This window comes from Rhodoferax sp. GW821-FHT07G04 (assembly GCF_059418585.1).
Map to the genome: position 1 here is coordinate 1900129 of NZ_JBWKQD010000001.1, position 25222 is coordinate 1925350.

Annotated in this window: 20 protein-coding genes; 11 read left to right on the forward strand and 9 right to left on the reverse strand. The window is 61.9% G+C overall.

Annotated features, from left to right (window positions below; all coding sequences use genetic code 11):
* Window positions 1–10: 10 nt before the first annotated feature.
* The 3 genes from hprK to hpf form a co-directional block, all read right to left on the reverse strand.
* A complete protein-coding gene (gene hprK, locus AC07OO_RS08800) occupies window positions 11–961 on the reverse strand; it encodes an HPr(Ser) kinase/phosphatase (RefSeq protein ID WP_495081669.1) in 951 nt (316 codons plus the stop codon).
* Window positions 962–988: 27 nt separating this feature from the next.
* Window positions 989–1456 carry a PTS sugar transporter subunit IIA gene (locus AC07OO_RS08805; protein ID WP_495081670.1) on the reverse strand — a complete coding sequence of 156 codons (468 nt, stop codon included), beginning with the start codon at window positions 1454–1456 and terminating at the stop codon, window positions 989–991.
* Window positions 1457–1531: 75 nt separating this feature from the next.
* Entirely contained in the window at window positions 1532–1861 is a 330-nt protein-coding gene (hpf, locus tag AC07OO_RS08810; protein ID WP_495081671.1) for a ribosome hibernation-promoting factor, HPF/YfiA family, read from the reverse strand.
* A 337-nt stretch (window positions 1862–2198) separates the two neighbouring features.
* Between hpf and corA the strand changes: the two genes are divergently transcribed.
* Window positions 2199–3185, forward strand: a complete 987-nt coding sequence (corA, locus tag AC07OO_RS08815; RefSeq protein ID WP_495081672.1) for a magnesium/cobalt transporter CorA — start codon at window positions 2199–2201, stop codon at window positions 3183–3185.
* A gap of 46 nt (window positions 3186–3231) precedes the next feature.
* Here corA and AC07OO_RS08820 read toward each other — a convergent pair whose 3' ends face one another.
* The 5 genes from AC07OO_RS08820 to AC07OO_RS08840 form a co-directional block, all read right to left on the reverse strand.
* Window positions 3232–3987 carry a 5'-methylthioadenosine/adenosylhomocysteine nucleosidase gene (locus tag AC07OO_RS08820; RefSeq protein WP_495081673.1) on the reverse strand — a complete coding sequence of 252 codons (756 nt, stop codon included), beginning with the start codon at window positions 3985–3987 and terminating at the stop codon, window positions 3232–3234.
* A 73-nt stretch (window positions 3988–4060) separates the two neighbouring features.
* Window positions 4061–5788, reverse strand: coding sequence for a tetratricopeptide repeat protein (locus AC07OO_RS08825; RefSeq protein WP_495081674.1), 1728 nt, complete (start codon window positions 5786–5788; stop codon window positions 4061–4063).
* Window positions 5789–5916: 128 nt separating this feature from the next.
* Window positions 5917–7590 carry a long-chain-fatty-acid--CoA ligase gene (locus AC07OO_RS08830; protein ID WP_495081675.1) on the reverse strand — a complete coding sequence of 558 codons (1674 nt, stop codon included), beginning with the start codon at window positions 7588–7590 and terminating at the stop codon, window positions 5917–5919.
* 88 nt (window positions 7591–7678) lie between these two features.
* Window positions 7679–9091, reverse strand: a complete 1413-nt coding sequence (gene pntB / locus AC07OO_RS08835; RefSeq protein WP_495081676.1) for a Re/Si-specific NAD(P)(+) transhydrogenase subunit beta — start codon at window positions 9089–9091, stop codon at window positions 7679–7681.
* 32 nt (window positions 9092–9123) lie between these two features.
* Window positions 9124–10740 carry a Re/Si-specific NAD(P)(+) transhydrogenase subunit alpha gene (locus tag AC07OO_RS08840; RefSeq protein ID WP_495081677.1) on the reverse strand — a complete coding sequence of 539 codons (1617 nt, stop codon included), beginning with the start codon at window positions 10738–10740 and terminating at the stop codon, window positions 9124–9126.
* Between the two features lie 198 nt (window positions 10741–10938).
* On the opposite strand from AC07OO_RS08840, the gene AC07OO_RS08845 reads away from it, so the two are divergent.
* Both AC07OO_RS08845 and AC07OO_RS08850 read left to right on the forward strand, forming a co-directional pair.
* Complete coding sequence (locus AC07OO_RS08845) at window positions 10939–11418, forward strand: NUDIX hydrolase (protein ID WP_495081678.1); 480 nt, start codon at window positions 10939–10941, stop codon at window positions 11416–11418.
* 249 nt (window positions 11419–11667) lie between these two features.
* Window positions 11668–13227: a methyl-accepting chemotaxis protein gene (locus tag AC07OO_RS08850; RefSeq protein WP_495081679.1), complete on the forward strand. Its 1560-nt coding sequence runs from the start codon at window positions 11668–11670 to the stop codon at window positions 13225–13227.
* On the opposite strand, the gene AC07OO_RS08855 is transcribed toward AC07OO_RS08850, so the two are convergent.
* Window positions 13224–14459: an MFS transporter gene (locus AC07OO_RS08855; protein ID WP_495081680.1), complete on the reverse strand. Its 1236-nt coding sequence runs from the start codon at window positions 14457–14459 to the stop codon at window positions 13224–13226. The two genes, AC07OO_RS08850 and AC07OO_RS08855, sit on opposite strands and share 4 nt — an antisense overlap.
* Window positions 14460–14556: 97 nt before the next feature.
* Here AC07OO_RS08855 and AC07OO_RS08860 point away from each other — a divergent pair, with 97 nt between their 5' ends.
* From AC07OO_RS08860 to AC07OO_RS08895, 8 genes are all read left to right on the forward strand, one after another.
* A complete protein-coding gene (locus AC07OO_RS08860; RefSeq protein ID WP_495081681.1) occupies window positions 14557–15435 on the forward strand; it encodes a LysR family transcriptional regulator in 879 nt (292 codons plus the stop codon).
* Between the two features lie 33 nt (window positions 15436–15468).
* Window positions 15469–16197 carry a phytanoyl-CoA dioxygenase family protein gene (locus AC07OO_RS08865; protein ID WP_495081682.1) on the forward strand — a complete coding sequence of 243 codons (729 nt, stop codon included), beginning with the start codon at window positions 15469–15471 and terminating at the stop codon, window positions 16195–16197.
* Window positions 16198–16311: 114 nt separating this feature from the next.
* Window positions 16312–17457: a tRNA 2-thiouridine(34) synthase MnmA gene (gene mnmA / locus AC07OO_RS08870; protein WP_495081683.1), complete on the forward strand. Its 1146-nt coding sequence runs from the start codon at window positions 16312–16314 to the stop codon at window positions 17455–17457.
* Window positions 17458–17586: 129 nt separating this feature from the next.
* Window positions 17587–17913 (forward strand): hypothetical protein, encoded by a 327-nt coding sequence (locus AC07OO_RS08875; RefSeq protein WP_495081684.1) that lies wholly within the window; start codon window positions 17587–17589, stop codon window positions 17911–17913.
* 35 nt (window positions 17914–17948) lie between these two features.
* On the forward strand, window positions 17949–20132 hold the full coding sequence (locus tag AC07OO_RS08880; RefSeq protein ID WP_495081685.1) for a type I secretion system permease/ATPase: 2184 nt from the start codon (window positions 17949–17951) through the stop codon (window positions 20130–20132).
* Window positions 20132–21565 (forward strand): HlyD family type I secretion periplasmic adaptor subunit, encoded by a 1434-nt coding sequence (locus AC07OO_RS08885; protein ID WP_495081686.1) that lies wholly within the window; start codon window positions 20132–20134, stop codon window positions 21563–21565. Before AC07OO_RS08880 ends, AC07OO_RS08885 begins: the two co-directional genes overlap by 1 nt.
* 203 nt (window positions 21566–21768) lie before the next feature.
* Window positions 21769–22203: a response regulator transcription factor gene (locus AC07OO_RS08890; RefSeq protein ID WP_495081687.1), complete on the forward strand. Its 435-nt coding sequence runs from the start codon at window positions 21769–21771 to the stop codon at window positions 22201–22203.
* A 107-nt stretch (window positions 22204–22310) separates the two neighbouring features.
* Window positions 22311–25222: retention module-containing protein (locus AC07OO_RS08895; RefSeq protein ID WP_495081688.1), on the forward strand; the 2912-nt coding region annotated here is incomplete at its 3' end.

Below are 25222 nucleotides of genomic sequence, written 5' to 3' on the forward strand. Positions count from 1 at the left end.
TGCGTCTTTTTTAGTTGCCGTCGGCCATCGCCTTGCGGTGGCGCTCGACAAACTCCTGGTAGGTGTCGATGCCGCGCAATTGCAGGATGGTATTGCGTACCGCGGCCTCGACCAACACGGCGATATTGCGGCCAGCCACCACTTGAATGACAACCTTGCGCACCGGAATGCCCAGGATGTCCTGCGTCAGCGGTTCGTAGGGGATGCGTTCGTACTCACGCTCCAGCGTTTCACGGCGCACCAGGTGCACGATGAGTTTGAGCCGCATCTTGCGGCGCACCGCGGTTTCGCCAAAGATGCCGCGGATGTCCAAGAGGCCAATACCGCGCACTTCCAGCAGGTTTTGCAGCAACTCCGGGCAGCGCCCTTCAATGGTCGTCTGGTTGATGCGGTACAGATCGACGGCGTCATCGGCCACCAGGCCATTGCCGCGGGAGATCAGCTCCAGGCCCAGTTCGCTCTTGCCCAGGCCGGATTCGCCGGTGATCAACACGCCCAGGCCCAGGATGTCCATGAACACGCCATGCATGGACGAGCGGTCGGCGAAATGCTTGGACAAATAAGCCCGCAGCACATCGATGACAAAGGCCGAGGACTCCGCGGTCGCAAACATCGGTATCTGAGCCCGCTCGCACATCGACAGCAGGGCCTGTGGCGCCGTCTGCGCATCGGCCAAAACCAATACCGGCGGTTCCAGCGTCACGATGCGGGCAATGCGCCGGGCGCAATCCTCGGGCGTGGCACTGGTGATGTAGGCAATCTCGCGCTCACCCAGAATCTGCACGCGGTAAGGGTGGATGTAATTCAGGTAGCCCACTAGGTCGGCACCCGAGCGCGCAGCACGCACGGCCACTTCGTCAAAACGGCGCTCCGAGGCACCCAGGCCTGCGACCCATTCCCAGCGCAGGCGGCCGCGGAACTCTTCAAAGAGGACGTCGGCGCTGACTACGGTAGGTTTCACTGGGCAACGCGGCGCTTAGGGCCTGGCTTAGGCGACCTGGGCCGATTGCCAGCCCGCAATCAGGGAATGCAATTGGGCTGCGTCGCTGCTGTGGAGCATGCGCTCGCGCAGTTCTGCGTCGCTGAGCAACTCAGCAATCTCGGACAAGATTTCCAGGTGTTTCTGGGTCGCCGCTTCGGGCACCAGCAAGAAGATCAACAGGCCGACCACGACATCGTCGGGGGCGTCAAAACCAATAGGGTTGGCCAGCTGGAAAACCGCGGCCATGGGGGCCTTCAGGCCCTTGATACGACCATGGGGAATGGCGACACCATGGCCCAAACCGGTGGAACCTAGCCGTTCACGGGAGAACAGGCTGTCGGTCACCAGCGCACGGCTCAGGCCATGCAGGTTCTCGAACAACAGGCCAGCCTCTTCAAAAGCACGTTTTTTGCTGGTGACGTCAACGTGCGCGAGCACTTGCTCGGGCGACAGGATACTGGCTAGTCGGTTCATGGTGTGGGCCGATTATGCACAAAAAAACCGCCCTATGAAGGGCGGCTGCTCTAGTGCCGAATGGCGGTAAAGCGCTTACATCAGCCGCTTGGGGGCCTCGTGGTGGTGGTCTTGCATGCGATCCTTGTGGCGCACCACTTGGCGGTCGAGCTTGTCGACCAGATCATCTACAGCAGCATACAAGTCCTCGTGCGAGCTTTCAGCAAACATGTCGTTGCCCTTGACATGGATGTTGCACTCGGCACGCTGCCGTCGTTCCTTTTCCTTTTGCTTCTCAACGGTTAGAAGTACCTTGACATCGACCACTTGGTCAAAATGTCGCATGATTCGATCGAGCTTGGTCGTAACGTAACTGCGCAGGGCCGGGGTAACTTCAAGATGGTGACCGCTGATCGTCAAATTCATAAATAGCCTCCAGTTGCTCACAAGTTGAAAACCTTGCCGCTGCATTCCAAGAAAAAGCGCGACAAGAACGGCCACCAAAATGGTCTAAATCGATAACCGTTAAACCACTATGCGCCCGAACCCCGGGAAATGCAATGCCTTTTTTTCGTAACGCGTTGCAACACAAAGCCCCGAGCAAACCCTGGCTTTTTGCCTGCTTGGCGGCTGCAAACCCGGTGCGATAATTTGCGCAGTAGCGCTTTCAGCTAATTGGGGTCAGATTCCAATTAGCTGAAAACGGCAGCGACCCACAATTGTTCGCGTTGGACAATTGGAATCTGACCCCGATTGAATCGCCATGCTCAACATTTTCACGCTCGCCAACGGACGGCTGTTTCAAGAAGAGATCGAGTCGTTAGAAGAGCTGTCGCAGTTCCAGCCTATCTGGGTGGACCTCGAATCGCCGACGGTGGAAGAAAAGCGCTGGGTCAAGCAGTACTACGGCCTGTCCATCCCGGAAGATGCGATGGACGAGGACATCGAAGAATCCGCCCGCTTCTACGCCGAAGACAACGGCGAGCTGCACATCCGCAGCGACTTCTTGATTGCCGATGACCACGAGCCGCGCACGGTGCGGGTAGCCTTCATCCTGAACCAGTTCAACGAAGAGCTCAAAAGCAGGGGCGTGCTTTTCTCCATCCACGACGAAGACGTACCGGTGTTCCGTTTGCTGCGCATGCGGGCCCGCCGCGCACCCGGCCTGATCGAAGACGCCAAGGAGGTGCTGCTCAAGCTGTTCGACGCCGATGCCGAATACTCCGCCGACACACTGGAAGGCATCTACGACGAGCTGGAAAAGGTCAGTACCCAGGTGCTGTCCGGCGACGTGACCGACGCGCTGGCCAGCGAAGTGCTGGGCGCCATCGCCCGCCACGAAGACATGAATGGCCGCATCCGCCGCAACGTGATGGACACGCGCCGCGCGGTCAGCTTCATGATGCGCAGCAAGATGCTCAACGGTCAGCAGTTTGAAGAGGCGCGCCAGATCCTGCGCGACATCGACTCGCTGGATTCGCACACGGCCTTCCTGTTTGACAAAATCAACTTCTTGATGGACGCCACCGTCGGTTTCATCAACATCAACCAGAACAAGATCATCAAGATCTTCTCCGTGGCCAGCGTAGCCCTGCTGCCACCTACCTTGATTGCCAGCATTTACGGCATGAACTTCAAGGCCATGCCCGAACTGGACTGGGCTTGGGGCTACCCCTATGCATTGGCGCTGATGGTGGCCAGTGCCTTGGGACCCATGTGGTACTTCCGCAAGCGCGGCTGGCTGAAGTAGTTTCAAAAGAATTAGGCGCTAGCCCTCGTGGAATATACGCATAGCGCTACGTTTTTGATAGTGAATCGAGCAACACAGCGATGATGCGGTCGGCGTAGACGCTGGCCACATCGCGCACAAAGGCGGAGAAGTCCACATGCGCCGTGTCATCGGCCCGGTCAGAAATGGTACGCACCGCGGCAAACGCAACGCCGTAGTCGCCGCACACCTGGGCCACCGCCGCGCCCTCCATCTCGACCGCCAAGGCGCGGTGCCCGTGCGACAACAACGCGGCCTGCAAGTTAGCCACTTCCTGCGCACTATTCACAAAGCGGTCGCCCGTAGCGATCAACCCCCGGTGCACGACTGGCAAGTGCCCGGCATGGAGCTGCAGGCCCACAAGACCGGTTTCACAGGCGCGCTGCAAATGCCCCGTCCACGCCGCATCGGTGGTCCACAGCGCGCGCCCGGTCAGTGGAATCTCGTAACGCGGAAACAACGGCGATGCATCCATGTCGTGCTGCACAAAGCCCGAGGCCACCACCACATCTCCCACGTGTACGCCATCGCCCACACCACCCGCCACACCAGTGAACACTATGGCGCAAACACCAAAGTGCTCAACCAACGCAGCAGCGGTCGTAGCCGCCGCCACCTTGCCGATGCGCGACAGCGCCAGCACGACCTGCTGGCCGTGAAGCAGCCCCAACCAGAACTCCCGCCCCGCGTGGTGCACACAATGGCCGTTGTGCAATTGGGCGATCAGACCTTGCTGCTCTTCGGCAAGGGCGCTGAGGATGGCGATGGGGGATTGAGAGGTCATATGCATTCATCGATAGCCACCAACGAGGCGACCGATCACATTTCTATAGCCACCTGAAAGAAGCAAGGATTTGCTAGGCCAAATGGCGGGGCGTGTATGCATCCAAGTCTGCACAGACTCGTTTCAACACCCCAGTCCAGTCCCCATCTGTGGCTTGGCGATACAGTCGCACGGATGCATACCATGGGCTGTCCTCGCGGTCCAGCAGCCAGCGCCAATCCGGCACAAAGGGCAGCAAAATCCATGTGGGCTTGCCTAAGGCTGCACTCAGATGGGCGACACTGGTATCGACACTGACTACCACATCCATCAGTTCGCACAACGCGGCCGTGTCGCCGAAATCCCGAAGCTCATCACCAAAATGGTGGATGTTGGTGCAGGCATTCAAGGCGGGCACATCTTCGGCACGCACCTCTTTTTGCAAGCTGAACCAGTCCCAAGTGTCGGGGAGATGCTGCAATAGCGACTCCAGGGCCAAACTCCGGTTGTAATCAATGGCATGCTGCGGATTGCCACTCCAAACAAGGCCGACCCGCGGGCGACTCCGCGAACCCAAACGGGCCTCCCAGGCCCGCACCGCATCGGGACGGCTACGTATATACGATGGCGCCTGCGGGATCGTGGCCAAATCGGACCGGAAGGCCAGCGGCAAGGAAAGCAGCGGGCAATGAAAATCAAAAGCCGGCAGCGGGGCGCCGGTCACCACCATCTCGTGCACACCCTCCAGTCCGTCCAGCAGACTAGCCAGGAGCTTGGGAACCTCCAAAATGACATGCGCCCCGCGCTCAGCTACCAACTTGGCATAGCGACAGAACTGAAGCATGTCGCCCAGGCCCTGCTCCCCATGCAGCAAGATGCGCTTGCCTTCCAGCGAGGCGTCTCCCAGCCATATCGGCTGTGCAAATGGACGAATGCGGGGAATACTGTCTTCCGTCTTCCAGCGCCACTCATACAGTCTCCAGCCCTGCGCAAAGTCTCCCTGCAGCAAGCGGGCCGTTGATTTGAATAAATAGGCATCGGCATAGTTCTCGCGCAACGCAATCGCCTGGTCATACGCTGAAACTGCCTGATCAAGACGCTTCAGCGCCTGCAAGGCGCCACCTCGGTTGAAATGGGCTTCAGGGTAGTAGGGGTTGAGGGCGAGTGCTTTGTCGTAGCAACTCAGTGCCAAGTCAGGCCGCTTGGATTGCTGCCAAGCTACGCCGCGGTTGACAAGCGCCTTCACGTAATCTGGACGCAGCGCAATAGCGGCGTCCAGACTCACTACCGCTTGAGTCAATTGCTTGGCAGTCAACAGCGCACTGCCCCGGTTGAAATGGGCTTCTGCGTAATCGGGACGTAGCGCGATGGCTTGGTCATAGCTGGCGATGGCTTCGTCCAAACGCGCGAGGCGTTGCAATGCTACGCCCCGGTTGTTAAAGGTATCGGCCTGACGCGGATTAAGTGCCAGTGACTGGTCGTACGCAAGAAGCGCCTCATCCAACCGCCCCAACTCTTGCAGGGCAAACGCTAGTTGGGCATGCAACTCTGCCGGTGGCGCCGTCTGCGCCCGAATGGCTTTGTTATACCAATCAACCGCCTGCGCAAACTGCCCCGTCTGCGCAGCAACCGTCCCCAGCATTTGCATCGACAACGCATGCTGGGGTTGCACTTTCAAAATACGCTCGTACAGAGCGTTGGCTTGCGGCAACTGTCCTTGTCGGTGCAGAGCAATGGCTTGCTGCAACACGGCAGGTACCTGCGCGGGCGTAAGTGCCTGGCTAGGTTGCGTTCGGTACTGGGGAAGGAAAACGGGTTTCATGCAAGGTTTTTTGCCACGACTCGCGCCTGACACTGTATACCCACGTAGCACGCCGAATACAGGCTGAAAACAAAAAGGTCGTGGATTGCTCCACGACCTTGCCGGCAGATGGTCCAGTTGATTATGGCCTATTTGTCTCGCAACTCCCGCCGCAGAATCTTGCCAACCGGCGTTTTCGGCAATTCGGTGCGGAACTCAACAACCTTGGGCTGCTTGTAACCGGTGAGGTTTTCCTTGCAGAAGGCACGCACATCAGCTTCAGTGATGTTGGGGTCCTTCTTGACGATCACCAGCTTGACGGCTTCGCCGGACTTGGAGTCGGCCACGCCCACGCAGGCACACTCCAGCACACCCGGCATTTGCGCCAGCACGTCTTCCAGCTCGGTGGGGAAGACATTGAAGCCGCTGACCAGGATCATGTCCTTCTTGCGGTCCACAATCTTGAAATAGCCGCGCGCATCGACCACACCCACATCGCCAGTCTTGAAGTAGCCGTCGGCCGTCATGACCTTGGCGGTCTCGTCGGGGCGCTGCCAGTAGCCGGCCATGACCTGCGGACCCTTGACCGCAATCTCGCCCGACTCGCCGGCGGCGACCTCATTGCCGTCATCGTCCAGCAGCTTCACATAGGTGTTGGGCAAAGGCAGGCCAATGGTGCCGGTGTACTCGGTGGCCGTCACGACATTGCAACTCACCGAGGGTGAGGCCTCGCTCAAGCCGTAGCCTTCACAAATGGGGCAGCCGGTCTTCTCGAACCACAGCTTGGCCACGGCGCCCTGCACAGCGGTACCGCCACCGACCGACACCTTGAGGTGGCTCCAGTCCACGGTGTTGAAATCCGGGTGATTGGCCAGGCCGTTGAACAGCGTGTTGACGGCAGGGAAGGTGTGGATGGTGTGGTTGCGCAGTTCCTTGAGCACCCCCCGGATGTCTCGAGGGTCAGGGATCAAAATCAGCTTGCCACCCATACGCATGGACAGCATCATGCTGACAGTAAACGCGAAGATATGGTACAGCGGCAACGCACACACACCGGTGGCTTGTTCATTGGCGGGGATGGTGCTCATCACCGGGTTGTTCCATGCCTCGGACTGCAATACATTGGCAACCACATTACGATGCAGGAGAACTGCACCCTTGGACACGCCAGTGGTACCGCCGGTGTACTGCAACACCGCGACATCATCAGCTTTGATGTCGGGTTTCTTGAACGAGGACTTCGCGCCAATGGCAATGGCGGTGTTGAAGCGCACGGCCTCGGGCAGACTGAAGGCCGGCACCATCTTCTTGACCTTGCGCACCATGTAATTGGCAATGGCACCCTTGAGAAGGCCCAGCTGATCTCCCGCTGCGCACAGCACGATGTGCTTGACCGGCGTGGCCGACAGACACTTCTCCAGCGTGGTGGCAAAGTTCTCGATGATGACGATGGCCTTGGCGCCTGAGTCCTTGAGCTGGTGTTGCAGCTCGCGCGGCGTGTACTGCGGATTGACATTGACCACCACAAAACCGGCGCGCAGGATACCTGCCACGGCCACCGGGTACTGGGGCACATTGGGCATCATGATGGCAACGCGATCGCCCTTGACCAGGCCCAGGCCTTGCAGATAGGCCGCGAAGGACTGGCTCAGCGTGTCGGTTTTGGCATAGCTGACTTCCGTGCCCTTGAAGTTGTAAGCCGCACGATCCGCATACTTCTGGAAGCTGGCTTCCATCAAGGCCACCAAGGAGGTGTATGCCGCCACATCAATATCGGCGGGCACATCTTTGGGGTAACTATTGAGCCAAATGCGATCTGTCATGCTTGCCTATCCCAACTGTAAAGAGAGCAGCGGATATTCTGCCCGCGAATGTCTAGGGTGGGCACTCGTGATGCTCTTGGTGTTTTCCCTAGCCTCTCAATGCAGTCAGCACCTCATCCAGCATCTTCTTCGCATCGCCAAACAGCATGCGGTTGTTCTCTTTGTAGAACAGCGGGTTGTCGACCCCAGCGTAACCCGAGGCCATGCTGCGCTTCATGACGATGGAGGTCTTGGCCTTCCAGACTTCCAGCACCGGCATGCCGGCGATGGGGCTGGTGGGGTCTTCCAGGGCGCTGGGGTTCACGATGTCGTTGGCGCCAATAACCATGGCCACATCGGTGTCGGGGAAGTCGTCGTTGATCTCGTCCATTTCCATGACGATGTCGTATGGCACCTTGGCCTCGGCCAGCAGCACATTCATGTGGCCGGGCATGCGGCCCGCCACGGGGTGGATGCCGAAGCGCACGTTGACGCCTTTTTCGCGCAGGGTCTTCGTAATCTCGAACACCGTGTGCTGGGCCTGGGCCACGGCCATGCCATAACCGGGAACGATGATGACGTTCTTGGCATCGCGCAGCAGTTCGGCCGTCTCGGTCGCGCTCACGGGTACCGCTTCACCCTGGGGCTGGGCCGCCTCGCCCGATTTGGCGGGAGTGCCAGCGCCGGAGCCAAATCCGCCGGCGATCACGCTGATGAAGTTGCGGTTCATCGCATTGCACATGATGTAGGACAGGATGGCACCCGATGAGCCCACTAAGGCTCCGGTCACGATCAGCAAGTCGTTGCTCAACATGAAGCCGGTAGCCGCGGCCGCCCAACCCGAATAGCTATTGAGCATGGAGACCACGACCGGCATGTCGGCGCCGCCAATGGCCATGACCATGTGCACGCCAAACAGCAGTGCGATGGCGGTCATGACGACCAGGGGCGTCATGCCGGCAGCCACATCGTGCGCAGCCAAAAATTCACGGCCAAACCAGATGACCACCAACAGGCCCGCCAGGTTGAGCCAATGGCGGCCGGGCAGCAGCAAAGGCTTGCCACCGATCTTGCCATTGAGCTTGCCAAAGGCAATCAGGGAGCCCGAGAAGGTGACGGCGCCAATCAGGATGCCGATGTAGATCTCGACCTCGTGGATCATCTTTTCGGCGCCCTGGAACTGGATGGAGGTATCCACATAGCTGGCGAAACCCACCAGGCAGGCCGCGAGACCCACCAGGCTGTGCATCAGCGCGACCAGTTCGGGCATCTGCGTCATCTTCACCACTTTCGCGGCGTACAAGCCCACGCCGCCACCGGCCACCAGCGCGGCGACGATCCAGGCCATGCCGGACGGGCTGACGCGCGGGCCGAACACGGTGGCCAGCACGGCCAGTGCCATGCCCACCATGCCGAAGACATTGCCGCGGCGCGAGGTTTCGGGGTTGGACAGGCCACCCAGGCTCAGGATAAACAGAATGGCGGCACCCAGGTAGGACACCGTTGCGAGACTTTGGGACATGGTCATTTTTCCTTTTTTTCTCGTTGTTGTTCTTATTTGCGGAACATGGCCAGCATGCGGCGGGTGACGGCAAAGCCGCCAAACATATTGACCGCCGTCAGCGCCAGGCCCACGACCGCCAGCCAGCGGATCAGGTCGTCCGGCCGCCCGGCCATGCCGATTTCGGGCGGCGCGACCTGGACCAGCGCCCCGATAGCGATGATGCTGGAGATGGCATTGGTCACGCTCATCAGCGGCGTGTGCAAGGCCGGCGTGACATTCCACACCACCATGTAGCCAATGAAGCAGGCCAGCACAAAGACGGTGAAGTGGCCCAGGAAGGCCGTGGGCGCGTAGGCGCCAATGAACCAGAAGACCACGGCGGCCACCGCAAACACGATGGCCAGCGTCTTGGCAGCCATGGGCTCGCTGCTGCCATGTCCATGGCCGCCCTTTTTCTTCTCGACCACCGGTGCGGCGGGCTTGGGGGCCGGCACGGCGGCTGGCTTCAAGGGTGGGGCCGGCCAGGTGATGGCGCCGTCCTTGACGACCGTCAGGCCGCGGATGGCATCGTCTTCCATATTGACATTGACCACACCGTCCTTGGTTTTGCACAGCTCTTCGGTCAGGCGGAACAGGTTGGTGGCATACAGCGTGGACGACTGCTTGGACAGGCGCGAGGCCAAGTCGGTGTAGCCCACAATGGTCACGCCATGCTTGACGACGGCCTGGCCGGGCTCGGTCAGCTCGCAGTTGCCACCCTGCTCGGCCGCCATGTCCACGATCACGCTGCCGGGCTTCATGCTTTGCACCATCTCAGCGGTGATCAGCTTGGGCGCGGGCTTGCCGGGGATGAGTGCGGTGGTGATGATGATGTCCACCTCGCGGGCCTGCTGGGCATACATGGCGCGTTGCGCGGCCTGAAAGCCTTCTGACATGACCTTGGCGTAGCCACCGCCGCCCGAGCCTTCTTCTTCGTAATCGACCTTGACGAACTCACCGCCCAGTGACACCACCTGGTCCGCCACCTCGGCGCGGGTGTCGTTGGCGCGTACGATGGCGCCCAGGCTGGCGGCCGTGCCGATGGCGGCCAGACCGGCCACGCCGGCGCCGGCGATAAAGACCTTGGCGGGCGGCACCTTGCCCGCGGCCGTGATCTGGCCATTGAAGAAGCGGCCAAAGGCATTGGCCGCCTCGATAACGGCGCGGTAGCCGCTGACACCGGCCATGGAGGTCAGCGCATCCATCTTCTGCGCGCGGGAGAGTGTGCGGGGCAGTGCGTCAATGGACAGCACCGTGGCCTTCTTGGCGGCCAGCTGCTGCATCAGTTCGGGGTTTTGCGCGGGCCAGATGAAGCCGATCAGGCTGCCGCCTTCGCGCATCAAGGCGACCTCGTCCGGGCTGGGCGGGCGAACCTTGAACACGATATCGCTGGCGGCCCACAAAGCAGCTGCGCCCTCGACGATCTGGGCACCGGCAGCACGGTAGGTGTCGTCGCTGCAATTGGCCAGTGCACCGGCGCCGGATTCGACCGACACCGCAAAGCCGAGCTTGATGAGCTTCTCGACCACCTCGGGCACTGTGGCCACGCGTTTCTCGCCGGGGAAAGTTTCGCGCGGTACGCCTATGCGCTGTGCCGTCGTTGTTCCTGTAGGTCCACCAGTTTGCATGCAGCAACTCCTCAGCTAAAAATTTGCAACAGTCCAACGCGAGCACGGACAAGTTCTAAGCCCGGCAAACGGTCGGCGCCGTGCAGCTTAACTGAATTTCCCCCGCAAACCGCACGGCGAAAGCGGTTTTGCGGCAAATGGCCTGCGCGGGGCGGCTGCCCCCGGGGTTTCCCTTTGATTTCCTTCGGATAATGGGGTATGGACACACGCTGGAAACCCCATGTCACTGTCGCCGCGGTGATAGAAAACGACGGCCGCTTCCTGCTCGTAGAGGAAGAAACCGCCGACGGACTGCGCCTGAACAACCCCGCCGGCCACCTGGACTGTGGCGAAACACCCGAGCAGGCCTGCATACGCGAAACATTAGAGGAAACTGCCTACCACTTCACGCCGCAGGCCCTGGTGGGCATCTACCTGTCGCGCCAGCACGGGCCCGCCGGCCGCGACACCACCTACCTGCGCTTTGCCTTCTGCGGCAGCCTGGCCGGCTTCGATGCCCAGCGCACGCTGGATACCGGCATCGTGCGCGCGCTGTGGCTGACGGCCGACGAGATACGCGCCAGCGCGGCGCGCCACCGCAGTCCGCTGCTGGTGCAATGCCTGGACGACTACCTGCGCGGTGCACGCTATCCGCTGGCGCTGGTGCAGGCGGATGCCAGCGTCACACGCCCAGTCTAGTCACTATCAAAACAGTAGCTACATATATAGTGAATACGAGGGCTTCAGGCCCATTTTACTCACAATCCAACCAAACAAACCCATTTTAGGTTTTTAAAAGGCTTCCGCGCGTTTATCGCGTTTGCCATCGCCCAGGCTTGCGCGCATACTGCGTCCACACATACAAACCAATCAGGCCTCAGCAGAAGTGCCTCCCGGGACGGCGTTGGAATTCATAACACCGTATTTCCATCGTCCAGGGAGGATTCCATGAAGCGTTTCAAAGATCGGCCTATTGCCACGCGCATGCGTTTTGGCTTTGCGCTGCTCATCATCGTCAGCATTGCCGTGGCCCTGTTCGGCCGACTGGCACTGCAGCAGGTGGGTGCCCAGGTGCGCGAGTTGACCGACCACAACCTGGTCATCGTGACCGTGCTGGCCAATATCAAGGACAACGTCAACCTGACGGCACGCGCCGCACGCAACATCGCGCTCTTGACCGACGACAAGAGCAAGCAGGCCGAAAAGGCCACGATAGACGGCAACCGGGGCTCCACCCGCGCCCTGCTGAAGCAGTTGGAAGAGCTGCTGGCCGCCGAGGACGAGCGCGCGCAATTACAGACGGTGACCAGCGCCCGCCTGGCCTATGTCGCGCAGATGGACCAAGCCCTGGCACTGGGCATGCAAGGCCAGAACGAGGCCGCCCGCGACGCCTTGATCGGTGCGGTGGCGGGTGCGCAGACCACCTACTTCTCGGCACTGGACGCCCTCATCCACCTGCAGCGCCAGCGCATGGACCAGGCCCGCCAGAGCACCGATCTCACCGTGCGCCAGGCCGGTTGGGCCATGCTGGCTTTGCTGGGCCTGGCTGCGGTCCTGGGCGCAATGATCGCCACCTGGATGGCTCGCAGCGTGACCCGCCCGCTGCTGGCCGCCGTGCATGTGACCGAACGCATCTCCCAGGGCGACCTGAGCACCCAGGTCGTCACCGAGGCCGAGGACGAAGTGGGGCAGCTCACCAATTCGCTGCGCGCCATGCAGGAGTCCTTGCGTGAACTGGTGGGCATGGTGCGTGCCAGCAGCGATTCGGTGGCCATTGGTGCCGCAGAAATTGCCATGGGCAATGGTGACCTGTCGCAGCGCACCGAGCGCCAGGCTTCCAGCCTGCAAGAAACTGCCGCCGCGATGGAGCAAATATCGGACATGGTCCGTAACAGCGCCGAGCGCGCCCGCGAAGCCAACGACTGCGCCGTCGTGGCCAATGGCGCCGCGCAACGCGGCGGCGCGGTCGTCAGTGAAGTGGTGCAAACCATGGCGCACATCAACGAGGCCTCGCAGCGCATCTCCGACATCGTCAGCGTCATCGACGGCATTGCCTTCCAGACCAATATCCTGGCGCTGAATGCCGCGGTCGAGGCGGCGCGCGCTGGCGACCAGGGGCGCGGCTTTGCCGTGGTGGCCGCCGAGGTGCGTAGCCTGGCGCAGCGTTCGGCCACGGCTGCGCGCGAGATCAAGTCGCTGATCACCAGCAATGTCGCCAAGGTGGAGGCCGGCTCGCGCCTGGTTGGCACTGCGGGCAACAACATGGAAGACATCCGCGCCCAGGTGGCCCGCGTCGTGGCCCTGATCACCGAGTTGGGCGAGATGTCGCAGTCCCAAAGCCGCGACATCGTGCAGGTCAACCACTCGGTGTCACAACTGGACCAGGCCACACAACAAAACTCCGCCCTGGTGGAACAGTCGGCCGGCGCCGCCGACAGCCTGAGCCAGCAAGCGCGGCTGTTGGTGCAGGCCGTCAGCGCCTTCCGGCTGGAACCGCGCCTGGCCTAGGCGCTGCGCGGCGCGGCCTCCGGCGCGGCGGTGCACCGCGCTAGATGCACGGCCATGGCGCCCATCGCCAGCATGCACAGCAAGGCCACGTCGCCCAGCCAGACGGCTAGGGCCGCCAGCAGGCACAGTTGGATGCAGGCCGCCAAACCCAACCACAGCTCCTTGGCCGCCGCATAGACCAGCGGGGTTGCGGACGCCTGGATGTTGCGGTGGATGGCCGTGTTCCACGCGCTGGCAAACAGGTTGTTGCTGACTTGGAACGCCAACTGGCATGCAAACGCAGTGAGGCTGCTGCGCGCCAATACCGCATAGGCCCCATAGGCCATCGACAGCGCCCAGGTAGACCGCGCCAATGCCGCCTGGTTGCCGGCACGGTCGATATGTCGACCATGCCATAGCGTGACGATCGCTTCCACCACCAAGGCCCCACCCACCACCAGGCCCATGACGTCGAAGTGGCGGACGGTCAGGTACAGAAACAGTGGCGCAACCACAAAGCGGTTGGCCGACAGCGTGGCCTCCGCGCCGAAGGGGACCCAGTTGGCGCGGAAGTCCGCACCGGCCAAAAAGCGGTAGGGCTCGGCAAACTGCGGCACGGCCGCCGGGGCCACGGCCAAGGAGTGGCACCGCACGTACCAGGCAAAGGGCAGCGCACTGGCCAGCGAAAACGCCGCGGCCAGACTGGCGGTGACCAGGGGCCGCCCGTGCGCCAAGCCCATACCCGCGAACAGAGCGCCAAGTGCGCCGCCGACACTGGTCATCACCTGTTCCAGCGTGTGCTGCCGCCCCCGGTGGGTGTTGCGCACCAGCAGGGCGTTGAGCGCATGCTTGCACGGGTGGTAAAGCGCGCGCGACAGGGCATACAGTGCAAAGCACGCAAAGGCCGCCTGGGCGTGGTGGCCCGCCAGCGCCAAGGCCAGGAAGAACAGTGCCGACAGGGCCCCCGCCGCCAGCAAGGTGAACGCCACACCCCAGCGGGCCACAAACATTGCGCCCAGTGGCGACAGCGCGCCACGCAGCCCGTATTCGCAGGCGAAGAACAGCAGCACGCCCGGCAGTGGCACCCCCAGCGTATAGAGATAGGCCGCAACAAAGAAGGAGAACACCGCGTCACCCAGCTTGTTGAGCAGCACGGTGGCGTAGAGCACGTTGTAGGCCGTGTCGCCAAAGTAGGCCTGGGTATGCGAGGTGGAAGGGACGGCGGAAGACTGCGTGGATGGAGATGAAGACATGGATGGATTGCAAAGGCTTAGTGGTGTGCAGGCATTGAAGCCTTTGCCCATCCATTTGTAAAATGAAAATTTAGTCGCAAACTCATAACTACCTGGAATGGAATACAAGCTGCTACGCGCCTTTCTATGCGCAGCCGATACCGGGCACTTTGGCCGCGCCGCCAGCCTGCTGTGTGTCACCCAGCCCGCCCTGAGCAAGCAGGTCATGGCGCTGGAAGAGGCACTGGGCGCGCGCCTGTTCGAGCGGGGTCGGCACGGTGCGGTGCTGACCGCCTTTGGCACGCAGTTTCTGGACGACGCCCGCGCCCTGGTCGGCCAGGCAGACGCCGCCCTGCTGCGGGCCCGGCAAGCCAGCCAGGGTGCGCGCGGGCATCTGAACATCGGCTTCGGTCTGGCATCCCTGACACTGGCGCCCCAGTGGATCGCCGGGTTTCGCGCGCGCTACCCCGATGTGGGCATCACGCTGAACGACCTGCCCTCGGCCGAGCAGGCGCGGCAATTGCTGTCGGGCCAGCTGGATCTGGGCTTTTTGCGCCTGCCCACCGCGGTCGGGCTGCAGTCGCTGCCGCTGCTGCACGACCAGCTCGCTCTGGCGGCGCCCGCATCCAGCACCTGGCGCCGCCTGCCCCGCCAGTTGGAGGTGCTGAACGACGCCGGTTTTGTGGCGCTGGCCCGTGTGCGCGGGCCCGGCCTGGCGGCCCAGATCGACCGCTGGAGCACATTCCATTCTTTTGTGCCACGCATACGCCAGGTCGCCGACGACGTGCAGACCGTGCTGGCCCTGGTCGCCGCCGGCCTGGGCGTGGCCTTCGTGCCCTTGCGGTCCAGCAATCTGCAGAGCCAGGGCGTGCGTTTACTCCCTTTGGATGGCAAGGCGGCCCGTTGGCAGATCGGGCTGGCCTGGCATGCCAAACGCGAGCATGCCGTCGTGCACAATTTTGTGGATTGGGCCCGGCAGGCAGGTCCCTTGGCCTGACGGTGTGCGCAAGGGCCACCGTAAACTTGCGCCATGCACACCACGCCATTGCAAACCCAGTCTCCCGCCTTCCGCATCGTTGACCTGCTGCAGGAGGACGAACTGTCGGCCATGCGCGACGCCATCCACGAGACCATCGACAACGTGGCCCGCGCGCTGCGCACACCCTATGCCGACAGCGCGCCCGAGCAGGACATTTTCCACCGGCTGCAGACCATCGCGCTGAGCAACCCGGTTTATGCATCGGCCCTGCTGACCGCCGTGTATGCAGACACCCACCTGGACCCACGCATTGCCGATCTGCAGCACAAGCCCAAGCTGCTGGACGCCATCGCCCAGGTGAGCGGCCCCTTTGAGCCCACCGGCATGACGATACGCGTGCGCGTCAACGTGCCCGCCATGCCGCAGACCCTGCACGGCTGGCATTCGGATGTGGCCATCCCCCGGCCCGTGCGCGCGGACTCCACCTGCCATACGCTATTGGGCGCCTGCTGGATGCCGCTGTGCGATACCGATGCCGACAACGGCGGGCTGGAACTGGTGACCACGCCGCAGAGCGCGCCGTTGGAGCACACCCGCACCGAGACCGGCCGCTTTGTCATCCCCGACGCGCTGCTGGACGGCCTGCCGCGCCACGCACCCGCGGTGCGCGCTGGCGAGGCGGCGGTCATCAGCCGCTACACGCCCCACCGCTCACTGCCCAACACCGGCCAGCGCGTGCGCTGGAGCGTGGTGGCCTGGGTCAAAGGCGCGCAGACCTGAGGCCCACCCAGATTGCTACCAAAATAGTAGCGCAACACATAGAACCGACGAGGGCTAGTGGTCGAATTTCCTTTAGGTACACCGGGAAAACGCCCCCCGGTAAAATCGCCCTATATGAGTAGCAAGCAACGCGTAGTAGTGGGCCTGAGCGGCGGTGTGGATTCGGCGGTGACCGCCCACCTGCTAAAGCAGCAAGGGCACGAGGTCATCGGCATCTTCATGAAGAATTGGGAAGATGACGACCGCGCCGCAGATGCCGACAGCGACGACCCTGGCTACTGCACCTCCAACATCGATTTTGTCGACGCCGCCGCCGTGGCCGATGTCATTGGCATCGAGATTGAGCACGTCAACTTCGCCGCCGAGTACAAGGACCGGGTATTTGCCGAGTTCTTGCGCGAATACCAAGCGGGGCGCACGCCCAACCCCGACATCCTGTGCAACGCGGAGATCAAGTTCAAATCCTTCCTGGACCATGCCATGCGTCTGGGGGCCGAGAAGATTGCGACCGGCCACTATGCACGGGTGCGGCAGAACCCGCACACCGGCCTGCACGAGCTGCTCAAGGGCCTGGACCCGTCCAAGGACCAAAGCTATTTTCTGCACCGCCTGAACCAGGCCCAGCTGTCCAAGACGCTGTTCCCGGTGGGCGAGCTGCACAAGACCCAGGTGCGCCAGATTGCCGAAGAAATCGGCCTGCCCAATGCCAAGAAGAAGGACTCCACCGGCATCTGCTTCATTGGCGAGCGGCCGTTCCGCGAGTTCCTGAACCGCTACATCGCCAAGGAGCCCGGCCCCATGCGCGACGCCAAGGGCCGCCTGCTGGGCGAGCACCAGGGACTTAGCTTTTACACGCTGGGCCAGCGCCAAGGCCTGGGCATAGGCGGCATCAAGGCCAAGGGGGCCCAAAAGGGCGGCGGCGAGCACGCGCCCTGGTTTGTGGCCCGCAAGGACATACCGACCAATACGCTGTGGGTGGTGCAAGGCCATGACCACCCCTGGCTGCAGTCCCACAGCTTGCAGGCGCTGGATGCGAGCTGGACCAGCGGCAACGCCCCCGCGGCCGGCCGCTTGGCTGCCAAGACCCGCTACCGCCAAAGCGATGCGGCCTGTACCGTGGGCGAGGCCAGTCCGCAAGGGTTTTCCCTGGCGTTTGGCGACGCCCAGTGGGCGGTGACGCCGGGGCAATCGGCGGTGCTGTACGACGGCGACATCTGCCTGGGTGGTGGCGTGATCGCCAGCGCGCCCACGCTGGCCTAGCGCTCGCAGCGGGCCCGGCCTGCATTCCGGGCCGGGGCCTGTGCTGCGTGGCTAGTGGGTGCTAATATGCCTGCAGGGCTTCAAAGGCCCCTGTGCAGGCCTAGAACTTTTCCAGTTGGACTGAACCCTATGTTTCATGTGTCCCGCAATGCAGATGGTTCCATTCAGTCGGTATCCCGACAGCCGCAATCCGGCAGCGAAGCCCTGGAAGAAAACCACCCGGACATCCTGCAATTCTTCGGCGCGCCGAAGAGTGCCGAGCCGGCTTTCGATGCCGTGGACGCAGGCTTTGTGCGGGTGCTGGAAGACTTGATCGACACGCTGATACTGAAAAACGTGATCCATCACACCGACCTGCCGGAAGCGGCGCAAAAGAAGCTGATGGTGCGCAAAGGTTTGCGCAACCGTATCCATGGTGCCTTGAACTTGCTGGGACGCGACGACCGACTCTTATAGAGCCCAGGCCGTGACAGAATCGAAGCCCACGCAATATGCAAGACCCCATGCCCCTCAGCGAGACCCTCAACCCGACGACTGCCCAACGCATTGGTGAGCACAACGTCCGGTTCGATCCGCTTCTGGACAGCGTCATCGCCATCGCCAAGATTTTTGGCATCACCACCACGCTGGAGGCCCTGTCGGCCGGGCTGCCGCTGGAAGGCAACCGCCTCACGCCCGACCTGCTGCCCCGTGCTGCCGCCCGGGCCGGGCTGACCGCCAAGCTGGCGCGACGCCCCTTGAGCGCCTTGCGCCCAGGCCTGCTGCCGGTGGTCCTGCTGCTGAAGGAAAGCCAAGCCTGCGTGCTGCTGGAGTGGTTGGAGTCGGGCGACGCCCGCGTGCGCTTTCCCGAAAACGGGGAGTCATCCGACGTCCTGACACGCGAGGAATTGGACAACCTGTATGCCGGCATCGCCTGCTTTATCCGGCCCATCTACAAGTTCGACCCGCGCACCGAGGACAGTGGCAACCTGAAATCCCAGCACTGGTTCTGGGGTGTGGTGTTCCAGAACTGGCGCCTGTACCGGGACAGCCTTCTGGCCGCGCTGCTGATCAACATCTTCGCACTGGTCATGCCCATGTTCTCCATGACGGTGTACGACCGCGTGGTGCCCAACCGGGCGGAAGAGACGCTGTGGGTGCTGGCGGTGGGCGTATTTCTGATGATGTGCTTCGACACACTGCTACGGGTGCTGCGCTCCTACATATTGGATACGGCGGGCAAGCGCATCGACGTGACGCTGTCGGCCCGCATCATGGAGCGTGTGCTGGGCCTGGGCATGTCCAACCGACCAGCTTCGGTGGGCTCGTTTGCGGCCAACCTGCGTGCTTTTGAGTCGGTGCGGGAGTTTGTGGCCTCGGCCACCATCACCACGCTGGTGGATATTCCCTTCGTGTTCGTGTTCTTTGTGGTGATTGCGTGGATCTCGCCGTGGCTGATTCTGCCGCCGCTGTTCTGCATCATCATTCTGATCGTGGCCTCCATGGTCGTGCAGCAGAAGATGCAGGAGCTGGTCGAAGTAACCCAGCGGGCGACCTCACAACGCAATGCGACGCTGGTGGAAAGCCTGGTCGGCATCGAGACCGTGAAGTTCATGGTGGCCGAGAGTGCCTTCCAGCGCAAATGGGAGCAGTCCACGGTTTTCATTGCGCAAACGGGCACCAAACTGAAGCTGCTGTCCTCCACCATCATGAGCTTGGTGCAGATGTTGTCGCAACTGGTGTCGGTGGTGGTGGTCATCGTCGGCGTCTACCTGCTGGTTGACAACCAGATCAGCATGGGCGGCATCATCGCGGCGTCCATGCTGGCGGGCCGTGCCATGGCGCCGTTTGGCCAGGTGGCGGGCTTGCTGATGCAGTACCACAATGCCAAGAGCGGGCTGGCCTCGGTCGAGAAGCACATGCAGACGCAGCCGGAGCGGGCCGATGCGTCGGTCTTTTTGCACCGCAATGGTTTCCAGGGCTCCATCGAGTTCAAAAACGTCAGTTTTTCCTACCCCGGCCAGCAGCAGGCCGTGCTGCGCAATGTGTCGTTCAAGATCCAGGCCGGAGAAAAGGTGGCGTTCATTGGCCGTGTGGGCTCGGGCAAATCCACGATCCAGCGCCTGATCCTGGGCTTGTACCAGCCGACCGAGGGCGCCATCCTGATCGACGGCATAGACCTGCGCCAGATCGATCCGGCAGAGTTGCGGCGGGCAGCGGGCTTTGTGTCGCAGGATGTCAGCCTGTTCTTTGGCACGCTGAAGGAAAACATTGCGCTGGGTTCGCCATTTGCCGATGACCAAGACGTGATTGCGGCCGCCGAGGTGGCCGGCGTCAGCGAATTCGCCAACCGCCACCCACGGGGCTTTGACATGCTGATTGGGGAGCGCGGCGAATCCTTGTCGGGCGGTCAGCGCCAAGCCGTGGGCATTGCGCGGGCCGTGCTCAACGACTCCCCCATCCTCCTGCTAGACGAACCCAGCAGCGCCATGGACCACCAAAGCGAAGACCTGCTCAAGGCCCGCTTGGGACGGTTCAGCAAGGGCAAGACCGTGATTCTGGTGACGCACCGCACCTCGCTGTTGGAGCTGATTGACCGTCTGGTCGTCATTGACAATGGCAAGGTCATGGCCGATGGGCCCAAGGCCCAAGTGATTGACGCGCTGCAAAGCGGCAGAGTAGGCAGGGCCGCCTGATGGAACAAACAACCACTGTTGAAGCACCCAAACCGCCCCACCGGCTGGTCGCAGCCTGGCGGCGGTTTTACCAAGTCTGCTCCCGCGGCATAGACAGCGGCATGGCGCTATTGGCCGGCAAACACGAGGATGCACTGGACGGCGATTTCGACGCCAAGGCGGATTGGGCCATTGCCGAGCAAACGCCCCATGGCGCCCGGGTGCTGGTGTGGATCAGCGTGGTGGCGGTCTTTGTGCTGCTGATCTGGGCGAACTTTGCCGTACTGGACGAGGTGACACGGGGCGAAGGCAAGGTCATCCCCTCCCGCCAGGTGCAAGTGCTGCAAAGCCTGGACGGCGGCATCGTGTCCGAAATCCTGGTCAAAGAGGGGCAGACCGTCAAAGTCGGCGATCTGATGCTGAAGGTGGACCCGACCCGCATGGTGTCGTCGCTGCGCGAAAACCGCTCGCAATACTATTCCCTGTTGGCCAAGGCCGCGCGGTTGAAAGCGTTAGCCGAGGGCTCGCGCTTTGTTGCGCCCGAAGAGGTGGTGACCGAGGCGCCAGAGATTGTGGAGCAGGAGCGAGCGCTGTATGAGTCCCGCAAGGCCGAGTTGGACGCCACGATAGGCGTGTCGCGGCAACAGGCCACACAGCGTTCGCAGGAGTTGATCTCCGTGCGGGCCAAACGCGAGCAGGCCTCGCAAAGCTACAACCTGACGGCCAAAGAGCTGGATATGACACGCCCGCTGGCCAAATCGGGAGCCATATCGGATGTGGAACTACTGCGCCTGGAGCGGGATGTGGCCCGTTTCCGCGGCGAGCGAGACAGTGCCAATTCCGACATCCCCCGTCTGGAATCTGCTGTAGCCGAAGCCAGCCGCAAGATCCAGGAAGTGGAACTAACCTTCCGCAACATCGCCCGGTCCGAACTCAGCGAGACCAATGCCAAGCTCAACGCCCTGCTGGAAGGTAGCTCGGCGCTGGAAGACCGGGTCAAGCAAACCGAAATTCGCTCGCCGGTCAACGGGACGATCAAGCAGCTCAAGGTCAATACCGTGGGCGGTGTCGTCCAACCAGGCAAAGATTTGGTGGAGGTAGTGCCATCGGACGACGCCCTGCTGCTGGAAGCACGGGTGCTGCCGCGGGACATCGCCTTTTTGCACCCAGGCCAAAAAGCCCTGGTGAAATTCACAGCCTATGACTTTGCGACCTATGGCGGGCTGGACGCGACACTGGAATTGATCAGCGCGGACACGGTGCTGGACGAAAAAGGGAATGCCTTTTTTGTGGTTCGCGTGCGCACTCTTTCCAGTAGCATTGGGCAACAAAAATTCCCCATTATTCCTGGCATGGTGGCCGAGGTAGATATTTTGACCGGAAAGAAGTCAGTACTCGCATACCTCATGAAGCCCATACTAAGAGCCAAAGCAAAGGCCATGACGGAGCGATGAAGCGAAATCCGGCGACAATTCTACTCACACAGGACAAGGGCTTGCTGGCACATTGGCAAAAGGCTTTTGGAAGCACTAAGCAGACGGTGGCTGTCGACTGGGGGGCATTCTTCCAATTCGGCGCAACGCCAGCCGTTTCTGTGGCCTGGATAGATCTGTCGCTCCCCGGACGCCCTTCCTGGTCAGACGGAGTATGGCGTGGCGTGCTGCAAAGTGACCAACTTCGCGTCGTTGCCGCCAGTTCCAACCCCAGCGATGAGGAAGCCATGCTGGCATTGGACGCGGGTTGCGCCGCCTACTGCCATGCTTTTTCCGATGCCGCCACGCTCAAGCAGGTGCGGGAAGTCGTGGATGCCGGCCATGTCTGGATCGGCAAATCGCTGATGCAACGCCTGCTACACGGGGTCAATCGCATGGTCCCACCCCCGCCCGCCCAGGATGGCGGCTGGCGCGAGGCGCTGACCCAACGCGAGATTGAGGTTGCCGTCCTGGCGGCTAATGGCGCCTCCAACAGCGCCATTGCATCCCAATGCCAGATATCGGAAAGAACGGTCAAGGCCCACCTGAGCGCGGTATTCACCAAGCTCAATATCACCGACCGCCTGCAGTTGGCGCTGCGGGTACACGGCATCCATTGAAGCGGGCTCCATACAGTCTGGCTACCTGTACCCAAGGACAATAGACCCGGTGCCCTGGCTTCTTTAGAGTACGGCAATCTAGTGTTGCTGTATTCGAAGGATTCCCCATGGCTACCAATCAAGTCTCCGCTCAAGCCCGTGGCATTGTCGTTATCTTGCAAGGCAAGGCCTGGGTAGTCGACGCCAGTGGCAACCGCAAAGCGCTGAGTCTGGGTGATGAGGTGCAGGAAGGCCAAACGGTCGTCACCGAAGACGGTACACGCCTGGAACTGGCTCTGCCCAATGGCCAGCCCTTGATCGTGACCTCCGGGCGCGAATTGCTGATCGACGCCAACCTGCTGGGGACAGTCCATACCGATAAGACAGAGGCATCGCTGGTTGACTTGAACAGCGGCTCGGCGGAGGTCGCCAAGATTATTGCCTCGGGCGGAGACCTGTCCACACAGCTGGAATCCACCGCCTTGGGCCTGAGTGGCGGCGATGGCAGCGATGCGCACAGCTTTGTCCGCCTGCTGCGTATCCAGGAAGACGTCGCGCCTTTGTCCATTGACAGGGCCGGCCAACCGGTAGACGGACAAACCGATACAACGCCTGCATCTGTGGTGCAACCCCAGAGCATCCCGGTCCCTCCGTCTACGGAAGATACAACCCCGGTTACACCAACTCCGGTACCGACGCCGACACCTACGCCGGATCCCACACCAGTACCCACACCCACGCCGACCCCAACGCCCACACCGACACCTCCACCGGTCACGCCGGTCAAGAGCGTTCCCGTTGCTGCGAACGATGCCGCCTCCATCACCGAAGACGCGACGCCCAATACGGTTGCCGGCACGGTCTTGGCCAATGACAACGTCGGAACCGATGCCAACCCGACACCTGTCACGGCGGCCAATGTTGCGCTGAACTACGGCACCTTGGTGTTGAATAGCGATGGCACTTACACCTATGCGTTGAACAACGCGCTGCCCGCTGTCAATGGCCTCAAGAACGGCCAGACACTGACCGACAGCTATACCTACACACTGACCGACGGCGACGGCGACACTACGACAGCCACGCTGACGATCACGATCAATGGCCATACGGATGGCGTACCCAGCATCGTGCCCATCGATGGCAATGGCGCAGCGACAGGCCAAGCGACCGTCAATGAAATCGGCTTGTTGACCATCGCCAATACCAGCGAGACGACTGCGGGCGTCATCACGGTGACGGCCCCGGATGGGCTCGCCAGTATTGTGGTGGCCGGCACAACAGTGACCGCCACGCAGCTGGGCACGCTGGGTACTACGCCGGTTACGGTAGACACCGGCGAAGGCACGTTGACCTTGACCGCCTACAATGCCGGAACCGGTGCGCTGACCTATAGCTATACGCTGAAGGCAGCCTTGAACCAACCTGCCGCCACAGAAAGCGTCGACACCATTGCCCTGGTCGTGAATGACCTGGGCGGCGGCACCAACACCGGCACACTGACCGTACGCATCGTGGATGACACGCCAACCGCCGTGGCGGATAACGTCTCCATTACCGAAGATGCAACACCCAATACGCTGACCGGTTCGGTGCTGACCAATGACACTGTGGGTGCCGATGCCAATGCCAACCCGGTCACCGCCGCCAGCGTCACGCTGGCCCACGGCAACCTGGTATTGAACACCAATGGCACGTACACCTATACGCTGAACAATGCCGATCCGGCTGTCAACGCTCTTAAGAACGGCCAGACGCTCACCGACAGCTACACCTATACGATCACCGACCAGGATGGCGATACCAGTACCACGGTCATTACTGTCACCATCAATGGCCATACCGATGGTCCACCCAGCATTGTTCCAACCGACGGAAATGGCGGCGCGACTGGCCAGGCTACCGTTAATGAGTTGGGTCTTATCAGTGTCAGCAACACCACCGAGACGACCACGGGCACGATCACCGTCAGCGCACCCGATGGTTTGTCGCAAATCACGGTGGAGGGCACGCCCGTTACCGCCAGCCAGCTCAGTGCGCTGGGCAGCACGCCCGTGACCATTGACACAGGCGAAGGCAGCTTGACACTGACGGGCTTCAATGCCGCCACTGGCGCGCTCACATACAGCTACACACTGAAAGCTGCGCTCAACCAATCCGGTGCCACCGAAAGCACAGACTCCATTGCACTGACCGTGACCGATCTAGGTGGAGACACCAACGCCGGTACATTGACCGTGCAAATTGTGGATAGCCTGCCCGTGGCCCTCAATGACAGCGCCTCCATCACCGAGGACGCAACACCCAACACCGTCAGCGGCAATGTCGTCACCAATGACACCGTGGGTGCCGATACCAATGCCAACCCGGTCACCGCCGCCAGCGTCACGCTGGCCCACGGTAGCCTGGTCTTGAACGCCAATGGCACCTACACCTATACGCTGAACAATGCGGACCCTGCCGTCAACGCCCTGAACAATGGCCAGACGCTGACCGACAGCTACACCTATACCCTGACCGATGGCGATGGCTCCACCACCACCGCCACCCTGAACATCACCATCAATGGCGCCACCGATGGTGTGCCCACCATCACCGTGCCCGGCCCTGGCGGCTCCAGCAGCGCCCCGGACATGACCCTGCCCGAGACCGATGGCGCAACGGCAGGAACTTTCAGCATCGCGGCGCCGGCCGGTATCGCCAGCATCACCGTGGGCGGCACCAGCTTCACGCTGGCCCAGTTGGGCAATGGCGCCTATCTGGCTTCCCACCCCATCACGACGCCAGACGGCACCTTGGTGCTCACCGGCTTCAATGCCGGCACCGGCGTGGTCAGCTTCACCTATGACCCCAATGTGCTCACCCACACCGGCTCGGCTCCCATTGCCGACCATGTGGCCCTGACCATCACCGATGCCAATGGCGTCACCGGCTCCAACAGCATCGATGTGTCCATCACCGATAGCCTGCCCGTGGCCCTCAATGACAGCGCCTCCATCACCGAGGACGCAACACCCAACACCGTCAGCGGCAATGTCGG